The organism is Orrella sp. 11846, from assembly GCF_048820935.1.
Lineage (GTDB): Bacteria > Pseudomonadota > Gammaproteobacteria > Burkholderiales > Burkholderiaceae_B > Algicoccus.
Map to the genome: position 1 here is coordinate 62,685 of NZ_JBMERD010000012.1, position 12,997 is coordinate 75,681.

Genomic DNA, 12,997 nt, shown 5'->3' on the forward strand with positions numbered 1-12,997 from the left:
TACAACCAACAGTTTTCTGCGAGCGCCCCATGTCCGGATCACTCTCAATCTCACCCGCATGGCATGAGTTTTTCAATGCCGCACAAGCAGCCACCACAGTGGCCAATCCGTCCACCCGAATTCTTTCGGCAGCGGGATTAGAGATTGATCTGAGTCTGCAAATTCATACGCCCGAACTCATCACAGCCAGTGAGCAATTACTCCAATCTTGTGACTTTGAGCGCAAACGCGATGAGCTCTTTGATGGCGCGCTAATTAACTGGACAGAAAACCGTGGCGCCATGCACACGGCCCTGCGAGGTAGCCGAGCCCCCGAAGCGATCCAGCAACTCGTTCAAACCTCCCTCCAGAAAATGGCGGCGTTTGTAGAGCAAAGCAATCAGCGCAATCAATACACCAACATTGTGCACCTTGGCATTGGTGGTAGTGACTGGGGGCCTCGTATGGTTTGGGAAGCCCTGCGCGGACAACGCACCCGGCGCACTTTGCGATTTGCTGCCAATATCGATGCACAAGCCATTACAGCGGCTCTGGATGGGCTGAATCCTCACGATACTTTGTTAGTCATCGCCTCTAAATCTTTCACTACGCTCGAAGCACTGACCAATGCCAAACGCGCTTTACAGTGGATGCGAGATGGTGGTGTTCAAGACCCACTGAAACAAACCATTGCGCTAACCGCCAACCCACAAGCCGCTCAAACATTTGGCATTGCATCTGAGCATATTTTTGAGTTCTGGGATTGGGTCGGCGGACGATATTCCGTCTGGTCCAGTATTGGCTTGTCACTGGCACTCGCACTGGGTTGGCAAACTTTTTCAGACCTTTTACGCGGTGCGCGTGACATGGACACGCATTTTCTGGAAACCCCCACGTTGGTCAATGCACCCGTACAAATGGCATTGAGCAGTCTCGTCAACACCACCGCCCTGAACTACAGTTCACAAGTCATCTGTCCTTATGACGCTCGATTGGCTGGCTTTGTAATGTGGCTGCAACAACTCGAAATGGAGTCTTTGGGCAAATTCGTTGATCGCGACAATCGCTTTATACGCATGAACATCAGCCCTGCCGTGTGGGGCATGCCAGGCACAGATAGCCAACATACCTTTTTCCAGTGGTTGCACCAAGATCAACGCGGCGCACCAGTCGACTTTATTATTCGACGTCATGCCGAGTCTGGCCACGACAGCCACCATCAACAATTACTAGGAAACTGTCTTGCACAAAGGGCCGCTCTCTGGAAAGGTCAATCACTCGAACAAGCACGCCAGCAACTGTCACAACAAACCAAACTGTCTACTCAAGAGATTGAAGCACTCGCCCCCCATCTGATCCATCCCGGCAGACGACCTTCGACACTCATCGTCTTACCAGACCTCAAAGCACATGCTTTGGGTGCCTTACTGGCCCTGTATGAGCACAAAGTCTTTGCACAAGCAGTGCTGTGGGGAATCAATCCATTTGACCAATGGGGTGTCGAGTTTGGTAAACACCTCGCTCGACAAATGGTGAACCGAGATACTGCTGTCCTAGATGCTGTGGACACCTCAACCGCCCACTGGCTACAACAACTCGGTTTGTGTGATTAGATAGTTTTAACCAAAAGAGCGGGACGTGAAATCGTCCCCTAGAGGTTTTCTGATCAAATTGCGGGTAAAAAAAAGCCCGAAATCTAGGATTTCGGGCCAAATCCACCAAAGGAGGAGGGTGGAGGAGACAACTTTGCTGAAACAACAACCTTTACAGGTTTTCTGAATTTGAAGCGCATCGTTTTCGCGTTCATCGAAACGTTTCCTAGCAACCCAAACCAGATCAGCCATCAGGCTTAAACGAACTATAACAAGCTTTTTTGTGCAACGCAAGATTTTTTCTGAAAACTCTCGACAGTGTGTGTGTTTATGCAACATTCATCATCCTGCTGCATCGCAACAAAACATCAAACCCAGTAGGCGGTTGACGTCATTACACGAGAGGTTAGCTTCATCAAAGAGGGAATTGGATCCATCAAACGTGCAGCACCATGACGTTGTGCAGTTTTTCGGTGCTCTACCTCATCATCACGCATCTGTTCCACAATCTTGCGCGATCGCTCGTCATTGACCGGTAATTCTTCCAGGTGCTGATCTAAATGAGCCTCGACCTGTCGTTCAGTTTCCGCCATGAAACCTAAGTTGTAACGTTCAGACGCCGCACTCGCCGCTAGGCCCATCGCAAAAGAACCGGCATACCAGAACGGTTTAAGGTAACTTGTGCGACTATCGAGTTCTTTAAGTCTATCCTCACACCACACAAGGTGATCCACCTCTTCACTGGCCGCTTCTAACAATAAATTGCGTGTCGGTTCACGTTTGGCCATAAACGCTTGTCCCCGATACAAGGCTTGCGCACAAATTTCACCCACATGATTCACCCGCATCAAACCCGCCGCATGCCGGCGATCAAAGTCACGTAGACCCGCATCGGCTTCTTCGGTCATCGGACCCGCCGGATTGGGCCGATTCGCTTGCGCAGTTCCTGATAGCACAGTCAGTGCCGCTGCCACCTCACCCACCACACGCTCAAAAGGCGAATAACGGCGTCGAATCACGTAGTCTCTCTGAGTTTCCATGGCACATCCTCCTCATTCACAAGCTCACGCAGGATTGAACCGTCACGAAACAACAGCCTGCGTGCATATGCCCATTGTAATGGATAGCCGACCAAGGTCTTTTGGCCGCTTTGAGCACTCAGCAACGGTACTCACAAAACACTGAGAATGTCATTGATCTTTTAGGTGTTTTTCGTGCCATCGTTTATGATGTTCGCTATACCTTCATACCTTCGCGGAGAGAAAGAATGGAATGCACAGTGCAATGGGCTGGTCCCGACACGATGACGTTTTGGACCACAACCGGTTCTGGCCACACCCTCGCTATGGACGGCGCTCCCGAAGCGGGCGGCCATAACCGCGCACCCCGTCCTATGGAAATGATGCTGGCTGGCGCTGGCGGCTGCAGCTCTTTTGATGTCGTGTTAATTCTGCAACGTGGACGTCATGATGTCACCGGCTGCACCGTCAAAATCACCAGCGAGCGTGCAACCACTGAGCCCAAGGTTTTTACCAAAATCAATATGCACTTCACGGTCACAGGACGCAATATACCGCTGCGTGTCGTTGAGCGTGCAGTCAAACTGTCTTATGACAAATATTGCTCAGCCACCGCTATGCTTGGTAAAACAGCTGAGCTCTCTTGGTCTGCCGAAGTCATTGATGAATCCACGGTACCCGCAGAATGAATCTCGAATATGAAAACCTAATGCGCCATGTTCTGAACCATGGCACAGAAAAAACAGACCGTACAGGCACAGGTACTCTGTCCGTCTTCGGTCATCAGATGCGTTTTGACCTGTCTAAAGGTTTTCCGTTAATCACCACTAAAAAGCTTCACACACGCAGTATTTTTGTGGAGCTTTTGTGGTTTTTACGGGGCGACTCAAATGTGAAGTGGCTTCAAGACCGCAATGTCACCATTTGGGATGAATGGGCGCGTGAAGATGGCGATCTGGGTCCCATTTATGGAGTGCAATGGCGTTCTTGGCCGACACCTGATGGTCAACAGATTGATCAGATCAGCCAAGTCATCGAACAAATCCGTAGCAACCCAGATTCTCGTCGTCTCATTGTCTCCGCTTGGAATGTCGGGCTCATTGATGAAATGGCCTTGCCACCGTGTCACGCGTTTTTTCAGTTTTATGTGGCCGATGGCCGGCTGTCATGCCAGCTTTATCAGCGTAGCGCCGATGTCTTTTTAGGTGTGCCATTTAACATTGCTAGTTACGCGCTGTTAACCCACATGGTGGCTCAACAGTGCGATTTAGAACCGGGCGACTTCATCTGGACAGGCGGTGATTGCCATCTTTATAGCAATCATCTGGAACAGGCACGCGAGCAGTTGTCACGCACACCCTATCCGTTCCCAACCCTTAAAATTGAGCGCAAACCCGCTTCAATCTTTGAGTATGAGCTGGAAGACTTTGTCATCGAAGACTACCAGTGTCATCCGCACATTAAAGCGCCGGTTGCCGTATGAGTACCGACATGTCTTCAACCTCGGCTACAAGCCCACACACCCCAGAAGTTCGCATGGTTGTGGCTTATAGCCAAAACCGCGTCATTGGCAAAGACAACACGTTGATTTGGCGCCTACCGGGTGATTTGCAGCATTTTAAGCGTCAGACGTTGGGTCACCCTATCATCATGGGTCGTAAAACTTGGGAGTCTCTAGGCAGACCCCTGCCCGGACGTCAGAACATCGTACTCACCCGACAGAAAGGCGTGCAATTCGAAGGTGCAACCGTTTTTAGCTCACTCGAAGACGCGTTGGCGCAGTTACAAGATGTGCCCGTGATCTGCATCATCGGAGGCGCTCAAATCTATGAGCAAGCACTTCCATGGACCGATCAAGTTATTGCCACTGAAGTTCAGGCTGAGTTTGAAGGCGACGCGTTCTTCCCGCCACTGACACCCGATCAGTGGCGAGAAACCTCAAGACAGGCACAACCACCAGAAAACGGCCTGTCTTACGACTTTGTGACTTACGACCGTATCTCTTCAAAATCATCCTGAAGCGGCGGGCATGTGCAGATCAGATTGCGATCGCCCCAAGCATTGTCAATTCGTGCAACCGGTGGCCAATACTTGTTCGCACGTAGCGAAGCCACCGGGAACGCGGCCTCTTCTCGTGAATAGGGTCGCGTCCATTCCGATGTCAAAAGCATCGAGGCGGTATGCGGCGCCTGACGCACGATACTATCCTCAAGACTAACCTCACCCGCTTCTACTGCCCGAATCTCCTGGCGGATTGTGACCATCGCTTCGATAAAACGCTCTAATTCAGCCAAGTTCTCAGACTCTGTCGGTTCAACCATCAGCGTATCTGGAACTGGGAATGACATCGTCGGCGCATGAAATCCAAAGTCCATCAGTCGTTTGGCAACATCTTGCGCATCAATCCCTGTTTGCGCTTTGATCGGTCTGATATCGAGAATACATTCGTGCGCCACACGCCCAGATTGCCCGGTATAGAGCACAGGATAATGTTCTCCTAAGCGAGCTGCCAGATAATTTGCATTCAAAACTGCAATTTCACTGGCGCTGCGTAAACCTTGTGCCCCCATCAAACGGATATAGGCATATGAGATGGGCAGTATGCTCGCTGAACCAAACGGTGCAGCACTAACAGGACCCACAGCTTGGGATTTCTGACACCAGCCCTGCTCACTCACCACACCGGGTAAATAAGGCGCCAGATGGGCTCGCACAGCCACGGGGCCGATTCCGGGTCCACCACCACCGTGCGGGATACAAAATGTTTTATGTAGATTTAAATGCGACACATCCGCACCGAACTTGCCTGGTCTGGCTAGACCAACCATGGCGTTCATGTTTGCGCCATCTAGGTAAACCTGACCGCCGGCGTCATGAATCAGTGCACAAATTGTGTCGATCGATTGTTCAAACACACCATGCGTTGATGGATAGGTAATCATGAGCGCACCTAGACGCTCATCTGCACGCTCGATGCAACGCTTCAGGTCTTCGACATCCACGTTCCCTTGGGCGTCTGCCTGCACCACCATGACATCCATACCGACCATGTGAGCAGACGCTGGGTTAGTCCCGTGTGCAGACGATGGAATCAAGCAAATATTGCGCTCAGACTGCCCATTGGCCTCATGAAACGCGCGAATTGCTAATAATCCCGCATATTCACCTTGCGCACCTGAGTTCGGCTGCAAACTAATGGCGTCATAGCCTGTAATTTCACATAAATCGCGTGACAAACCTTCAATCAGTGCGGCATAACCTTGTACCTGCTCTGCAGGAGCAAACGGGTGTATGTTTGCAAACTGCGGCCAAGTAATCGGGATCATCTCGACCGTGGCATTGAGCTTCATCGTGCAAGAACCCAGTGGGATCATCGTACGATCTAAAGCCAGATCCATGTCTGCCAAACGACGCAAATACCGCAACATGTCCGTCTCAGAACATATACGCTCAAATATCGGATGTGTCAACGCAGCACCTTCACGGCGCAATGCGACTGGAATTGCACTATCAAGGGTATCGCCAGACTGTTTGGCCTGCGTATTGGCCAATGTTTCAAAGAGCGCACACAGTTGCGTCCAATCAGCTTGCGTGACCGTCTCATCAAGCGAAATCGCCACATGCGCCGCATCAACATAACGCAAGTTAATACCTTGTTTAAGTGCTAATGCACGCAAGCGTTCTGTTTGCTCACCCGTATGAATATGCAAGGTGTCAAAATAACTGCTGTTAACCACCTCAAAACCTAACGAGGTGAGCGCGTGATGTAATCGAGCCGTGAACGCATGGACTCGAGTCGCAATGGCTTTAAGCCCCTGCGGACCATGCCAGACCGCATACAAACCTGCGAGCACAGCCAACAAGACTTGTGCCGTGCAAATATTAGAAGTCGCTTTCTCTCGACGAATATGTTGCTCACGCGTCTGTAATGCCAGTCGCAACGCAGGCGCACCGGTCGCATCTCGGGACACGCCCACCAAACGACCGGGCATATGCCGCTTATGCGCATCCCGACAAGCCATAAAGGCTGCATGCGGTCCACCGTACCCTAAAGGCACACCAAAACGCTGCGCAGAGCCGACGACGATATCCACACCCCAGTGGCCGGGCGGGGTTAACAAATTCAATGCCAACAAGTCTGTCGCACACACCACCGCGATGTCACGCGCTTTCAGTGACTCGACCAAAGCCCGATCATCACACACACGACCAAGTGAATGGGGATATTGGAGCAGCACTCCAAAGCAATCGACGTCTGCTTGCATCAATTGCGCATCATCGGCCACAACCAAGGTAATACCCAAGCCTTTGGCTCGTGTGCGTAAAACCTCAATGGTTTGGGGATGGCAGTGTTCAGACACTAAAAAGGTTGAGCGCTTTTGTCCGGTCATGCGCCAAGCCATGCCCATACCTTCTGCACACGCCGTCGCTTCATCTAGCAAAGAGGCATTCGCAATTTCCATACCAGTGAGCTCAGCCACCATGGTCTGAAAATTCAGAATCGCTTCAAGACGGCCCTGCGAGATCTCAGCTTGATAAGGTGTATAAGCGGTATACCAAGCAGGATTCTCCAGCACATTACGCAACACCACATTGGGCATATGCGTGCCGTAGTAGCCTTGCCCAATATAGTGACGAAACACTTGATTACGATCGGCCAGCTGCTGCATGTGTGCCAGCATAGCTGGCTCATCCAAAGGTTCAGGCAAATCAAGCGATGTTGTCATCCTAATTTGTTCTGGCACGACCTGCGCCATCAAAGCCTGCAAGCTATCAACCCCAAGCGCATTTAACATCTGCTTCTGCTCCGTCTCAGACGGCCCAATATGGCGCTTCACAAACGGCGCATATTCATGTAGTTGATTCATCAGCTGCTTGCGAGAAGCTTGGTGTGCGAACCACCGAACAAGCGACCCTCGCGTCCTCCGTTAAAAAAGACCTATTTGTCTAATCCGATCGCAATCAAAACATCATTGCGTCAAACAACATTCAATGTTCGTGCGCGACTGCACCGTAACCATCGGCGTCCAGCAATCCATCCACATCGGCCAAGTTGTTGGGTTTCAGTTTAAAAATCCACTGGTTGTAGGGATCCGAATTAATCAGTTCAGGTTGTGCATCCAGTTCAGTATTGAAGGCCACAATCTCCCCATCCACTGGTGCATAAATATCGGAAGCCGCTTTCACTGACTCCACAACCGCAGCAGTTTCGCCAGCTTGCAAGCGAACCCCAACACGCACATCACCGACAAACACCAGATCGCCAAGCTGATCCTGAGCAGGATCAGTGATTCCCACCAAAATCAAATCATCTTCAATCACAATCCACTCATGAGTTGCCACATATTTACGATCGTTTGGAATATTCATCCAGAAAAACTCCTGTTTTATTTAGTCTTTATGATTTGATTGTCATTTGCGCTTTACCGTTTCTGACAAACGGTAAAGCGCAAATGACTGCAGGTACCGCCTGACCACGAATTTCTACAGTCACGGCATCCCCTGCTTTACACTCTAATGGCAATCGTGCCATTGCGACAGACACACCTAACGTTGGTGACATTGTGCCACTAGTCACCTCGCCGGGCCCAAATTCCGTTTTAACAAGCATCTCAGCGCGCATCACACCACGTGCTTGTAATACCAACCCCATCAGCTGGGCACTCTGCGGTGTTGTTTCAACGGCTTGTCGACCTGTAAAGTCGCGTTCTGCATCACGCAAACACACTGTCCATTGCAAACCTGCATTGACTGGCAACACAGTCTCAGTCATCTCATGACCATACAAAGGCAGACCCGCTTCCAAACGCAGTGTGTCACGGGCACCCAGTCCACAAGGCTGCACTTGCGCTGCGATTAAATCATCCCAAAGGGCTTGTACCTCGGAAGCCGGCAAAGCCACTTCATAGCCGTCTTCGCCGGTATAGCCTGTTCGAGACACTTGGGTATCACCGATCTGTGCTGCAGTGAAACGTGGCAACCCCTCCAGAACCGTTTGCCACGCTGGGCGCACCTGCATCAGGGCTGCTTTGGCTTGGGGTCCCTGAATAGCCACCATCGCCAAATCATGTCTAGGAATCACTTGCACGTCGTAATCTTGTGCCAGAGATTGCATCCATGCAAGGTCTTTGTCAGCGCAACCCGCGTTCAGAACCAGACGCCAAGGTTGGTTTTCGATGCGTGACACGATGAGGTCATCCACCACACCACCTTGCGCATTGAGCATGCAGGTATAAATGGCTTGCCCATCGTGACGAACACGATCAATATCATTGGCGAGCAGCTGGCGTAAGTACTCACGCGCTTGAGTTCCCTGCACATCAACGGCCAGCATATGGGACACATCAAAGATACCTGATCGCTGACGCACCGCATGGTGCTCTTCAATCTGAGAACCGTAGTGAACAGGCATTTCCCAGCTACCAAACTCCATCAAACGGGCACCCGCCTGACGGTGCGCCTCAAACAAAGGGGTTCGTTTTAATTGACTGTCCATGATTCTCTGGGCTCCGTCGTGGGTTATCGGCAGGGCCACAATGCGAACATTGTGGATGCGCCCCCCTGTCCTTTTGCCTGAGAGTTGCCTGATCTTATTGGATCAGTCTGCACCTTCGGCGCTCGCGTCTAAACGAGTCTCTCCAGAGTCTGTGTCTGCTAGGACAACCTGGCAGATATCTGAAACGGTACAGGGTACCTGAGCGATTTACGGGCTAGTTGCGCCTTCGGTGACTTCACTTGAAACGTGAAGCTCTCTCCCGCATCAGACAAACACATGATGAGCGAAGATTACGCGAAAGTTTTCGAATGCTCAAGAAAAATCAAACGCATGATTTCTCATGAAAGCCGATTCATGACAAAGATGCAACAGCCATCAGAGCGTCACACCTTTGTCAGCCATGGCAATCGAGCGTGCACAAGACACGGCCGACGCCCAAGCCCACTGGAAGTTATAACCTCCCAACCAGCCAGTGACATCCACCACTTCACCAATGAAATGCAAGCCCGGATGGCGTGTGCTTTCTAGAGAGCGTTGATTTAATCCGGCGGTATCGACGCCACCGCGCATGACTTCGGCCTTTTTATAGCCTTGGGTGCCACTGGGATAAATCAACCACTGATGCAGCTGTTGTGCAATCTTTTTTAAATCAGCATCCGACATCTCAGCCAAGCGACGTGTTGCCCAAGTACCCGCCCAGTGTTGTGCCAATCGTTTCGGCAACCAATGTTCGAGTGCGGACTGGACTGTTTGCTTACTCTGCGCTTTACCCCGCAACAACACGTCTTCAAGTGGTGTCTGAGGCACGAGATTAATACTCAATGGTTCTCCAGGCTCCCAGTAGCTTGAGATCTGCAAAATCGCAGGACCCGACAAACCTCGGTGTGTGAGCAGCATATCTTCTGAGAAATGCATGGCTCGTGAGCCACGATTTAATTTCTTTGTTGACGCAGATGCTAGTCCTGTCTGCTGTGTACTCACATCAACAGGCAGGGACACGCCAGATAAAGCCTGAAAAGGTGCCCACTGCTGACTTTCAAAGGTCAGGGGCACTAATGCAGGTCGCGGCTCAACAACTTTCAAACCAAACTGACGCGCCAGATGCAACCCAAAATCCGTTGCACCGACTTGTGGCAAAGCCAAACCACCTGTGGCCACAATCACGCGCTGAGCTTGGATAAGGCCACCCGATGTTTCCAAACACCAGTTCGCTGCTTCCTGACGCACGGATTCGACACGACAACCCATCCAGCGACGCACGCCCGCTTGCTGACACGACCGATCCAGCCAGTCAATGATGTTCTGACTGCTGTCATCGCAAAACAGCTGACCTCGATGCTTTTCGTGCCAAGCAATCCCGTGTTGCGTCAAGTCTTGCAACAAGTCAGCTGGCGTATAGGCCGATAACGCAGCCTTGCAGAAATGCGGGTTGCGACTAATGAAGTTCTGGGCAGAGACATCAAGGTTGGTGAAATTACAGCGTCCACCACCTGAAATACGAATCTTCTCGGCTAGTTTGTGCGCATGATCCATGAGCACCACACGCAAACCTGCGCGACCTAAATGGGCTGCACACAACATACCGGCAGCCCCTGCCCCAATAATCGCCACATCAAAACGTGACATCAGGTTTTAATCCTGGCGAATGCAATCAACGTAATAAACGGTTTCACCCGTCTCCGTCACCATCGTAGCCAAGCCATGAATATACGTCTCAAAACCTGGGAACTGTGCGTTAAAAGCGCGCGCAAACTGCAGGTACTCCACAATCGTGCTGTTGAATCGCTCCCCTGGGATCAGCAAAGGAATGCCGGGTGGATACGGTGTCAGCAAGACACCCGTCACACGCCCTTCAAGCTCATCAATCGGCACGCGCTCCACATCACCATGCGCCATATGGGCAAACGCATCAGACGGTTTCAAGGCAGGCACCATATCACTCAGGTAAACCTCGGTGGTCAATCGCGCCACATCGCGCTCACGGTAGGCTTCGTGAATCATCTGGCACAAATCACGCAAACCCATGCGTTCGTAGCGACGGTGTGTCCGACAAAAATCTGGCAAGACCCGCCACATCGGCTGGTTGCGGTCGTAATCGTCCTTAAACTGCTGCAAGGCGGTTAACAGCGTATTCCAGCGTCCCTTGGTAATGCCGATCGTAAAGAGAATAAAAAAGGAGTACAAACCTGTTTTTTCGATGACGATCCCGTGCTCGGCCAGATACTTAGACACGAGTGCTGCAGGAATACCCTTCTCATCAAAACGCCCCGACATATCCAGTCCAGGCGTAATGATAGTGGCCTTAATGGGATCCAGCATATTGAAGCCTGGCGCTAAATTGCCAAAGCCGTGCCAATGATCATCTGCCTCTAAGATCCAGTCAGACTGCTCACCAATGCCTTCGGCTGGAATCTCATCAGGTCCCCAAACTTTAAACCACCAATCTTCATCGCCATACTCTTCATCCACCTTGCGCATGGCACGGCGAAAGTCCATCGCTTCACGAATACTTTCTTCCACCAATGCGGTCCCGCCCGGTGGTTCCATCATGGCGGACGCCACATCGCACGACGCAATAATGGCGTATTGCGGGGATGTTGACGTATGCATCAGATACGCTTCGTTAAAGACGTTGCGATCCAGTTTGCGATCGCTGGCTTCTTGCACCACGATCTGTGATGCCTGCGAAATCCCTGCCAATAGTTTGTGGGTGGAGTGAGTCGCATACACCAGCGACTGCTCACAACGGGGTCTATCCACACCAATCGCGTGCATGTTCTGATAGAAAGGATGAAACGCCGCGTGCGGCAACCAGGCCTCATCAAAGTGTAAGGTGGGCACCAAGGTTCCCAAGCTCTCTTTGATCATCTCAACGTTGTAAATCACACCATCATAGGTGCTTTGCGTCAAGGTCAGAATGCGAGGCTTCTTACTTCTTGCTCGGCTAGCAAACGGGTTTGCATCAATTTTTTTCTGGATGTTTTCTGGGTCAAATTCGGACAATGGAATCGGTCCGATAATCCCCATGTAGTTGCGACTTGGACGCAAAAACACAGGGATCGCACCCGTCATCGTAATGGCATGCAAGATCGACTTGTGGCAATTGCGATCAACCAACACAATGTCATCCGCAGCCACACTGGCATGCCAAACGATCTTGTTGGAGGTCGATGTGCCATTAGTCACAAAATAACAGTGATCCGCATTAAAGATGCGGGCAGCATTGATTTCTGACTCGGCAATCGGTCCCGTGTGATCCAGCAATTGACCTAATTCATCCACCGCATTACACACGTCGGCGCGCAACATGTTTTCACCGAAAAACTGGTGAAACATTTGTCCAACGGGGCTTTTTAAGAAAGCCACGCCACCTGAGTGACCCGGACAGTGCCAAGAATATGAGCCATCCTGAGCGTAATTTACCAACTCTCTAAAAAAAGGTGGTGCGAGCGTATCCACATAGTTACGGGCTTCACGAATGATGTGGCGCGCCACGAACTCTGGCGTATCCTCAAACATATGAATAAAGCCATGCAACTCACGCAAGATATCATTCGGAATATGTTCTGAGGTGCGGGTCTCACCATACAGATAAATGGGGATTTCCGCATTACGGAATCGGACTTCACCGATAAATGCGCGCAAGTTCTCAATGACGCTAGACGTCCCACCTGTAGCCACATCACTTTCGAACTCTTCGTCATCAATCGACAAAATAAAGGCACTGGCACGGCTTTGTTGCTGCGCAAAGGAACTCAGATCCCCAAAACTGGTGACCCCGACGACTTCAACGCCTTCAGCTTCGATGGCATCGGCTAATGCCCGCACGCCTAGGCCTGAAGCATTTTCTGAACGGTAATCTTCATCAATGATGAAAATGGGAAAACGGAACTTCATGAAACGCTCCAGAT

At 51.1% G+C, this 12,997-nt stretch carries 10 protein-coding genes and 2 riboswitches; of the genes, 4 read left to right on the forward strand and 6 right to left on the reverse strand.

Annotated features, from left to right (window positions below; genetic code table 11):
- Positions 1-29 precede the first annotated feature (29 nt).
- The gene (gene pgi, locus ACOI06_RS10915; RefSeq protein ID WP_420662608.1) at positions 30-1,592 is read left to right on the forward strand and encodes a glucose-6-phosphate isomerase; all 1,563 of its coding nucleotides are present in this window, start codon (positions 30-32) and stop codon (positions 1,590-1,592) included.
- 347 nt (positions 1,593-1,939) lie between these two features.
- Here the strand turns inward: pgi and coq7 are convergent, their stop codons facing one another.
- Positions 1,940-2,611 (reverse strand): 2-polyprenyl-3-methyl-6-methoxy-1,4-benzoquinone monooxygenase, encoded by a 672-nt coding sequence (coq7, locus tag ACOI06_RS10920; RefSeq protein ID WP_420662609.1) that lies wholly within the window; start codon positions 2,609-2,611, stop codon positions 1,940-1,942.
- A 227-nt stretch (positions 2,612-2,838) separates the two neighbouring features.
- Here coq7 and ACOI06_RS10925 point away from each other — a divergent pair, with 227 nt between their 5' ends.
- The 3 genes from ACOI06_RS10925 to ACOI06_RS10935 are packed head-to-tail and all read left to right on the forward strand — an operon-like array spanning position 2,839 to position 4,609.
- Complete coding sequence (locus ACOI06_RS10925; RefSeq protein ID WP_420662611.1) at positions 2,839-3,279, forward strand: OsmC family protein; 441 nt, start codon at positions 2,839-2,841, stop codon at positions 3,277-3,279.
- Complete coding sequence (locus ACOI06_RS10930; RefSeq protein WP_420662613.1) at positions 3,276-4,073, forward strand: thymidylate synthase; 798 nt, start codon at positions 3,276-3,278, stop codon at positions 4,071-4,073. Before ACOI06_RS10925 ends, ACOI06_RS10930 begins: the two co-directional genes overlap by 4 nt.
- 8 nt (positions 4,074-4,081) lie before the next feature.
- A complete protein-coding gene (locus tag ACOI06_RS10935) occupies positions 4,082-4,609 on the forward strand; it encodes a dihydrofolate reductase (RefSeq protein ID WP_420662615.1) in 528 nt (175 codons plus the stop codon).
- On the opposite strand, the gene gcvP is transcribed toward ACOI06_RS10935, so the two are convergent.
- The 5 genes from gcvP to ACOI06_RS10960 all read right to left on the reverse strand — a co-directional run bounded on the left by gcvP (position 4,579) and on the right by ACOI06_RS10960 (position 12,983).
- Positions 4,579-7,458, reverse strand: coding sequence for an aminomethyl-transferring glycine dehydrogenase (gene gcvP, locus ACOI06_RS10940; protein ID WP_420662616.1), 2,880 nt, complete (start codon positions 7,456-7,458; stop codon positions 4,579-4,581). The genes ACOI06_RS10935 and gcvP overlap by 31 nt on opposite strands.
- 121 nt (positions 7,459-7,579) lie before the next feature.
- Positions 7,580-7,960, reverse strand: a complete 381-nt coding sequence (gene gcvH, locus ACOI06_RS10945) for a glycine cleavage system protein GcvH (protein ID WP_420662617.1) — start codon at positions 7,958-7,960, stop codon at positions 7,580-7,582.
- Positions 7,961-7,988: 28 nt separating this feature from the next.
- Positions 7,989-9,086, reverse strand: a complete 1,098-nt coding sequence (gene gcvT, locus ACOI06_RS10950; RefSeq protein ID WP_420662618.1) for a glycine cleavage system aminomethyltransferase GcvT — start codon at positions 9,084-9,086, stop codon at positions 7,989-7,991.
- A 55-nt stretch (positions 9,087-9,141) separates the two neighbouring features.
- A riboswitch (glycine riboswitch) is annotated at positions 9,142-9,242 on the reverse strand.
- 19 nt (positions 9,243-9,261) lie between these two features.
- A riboswitch (glycine riboswitch) is annotated at positions 9,262-9,358 on the reverse strand.
- 103 nt (positions 9,359-9,461) lie between these two features.
- Entirely contained in the window at positions 9,462-10,712 is a 1,251-nt protein-coding gene (locus tag ACOI06_RS10955; RefSeq protein ID WP_420662619.1) for an NAD(P)/FAD-dependent oxidoreductase, read from the reverse strand.
- Between the two features lie 6 nt (positions 10,713-10,718).
- Entirely contained in the window at positions 10,719-12,983 is a 2,265-nt protein-coding gene (locus ACOI06_RS10960) for an Orn/Lys/Arg decarboxylase N-terminal domain-containing protein (protein WP_420662620.1), read from the reverse strand.
- Positions 12,984-12,997: the final 14 nt, after the last annotated feature.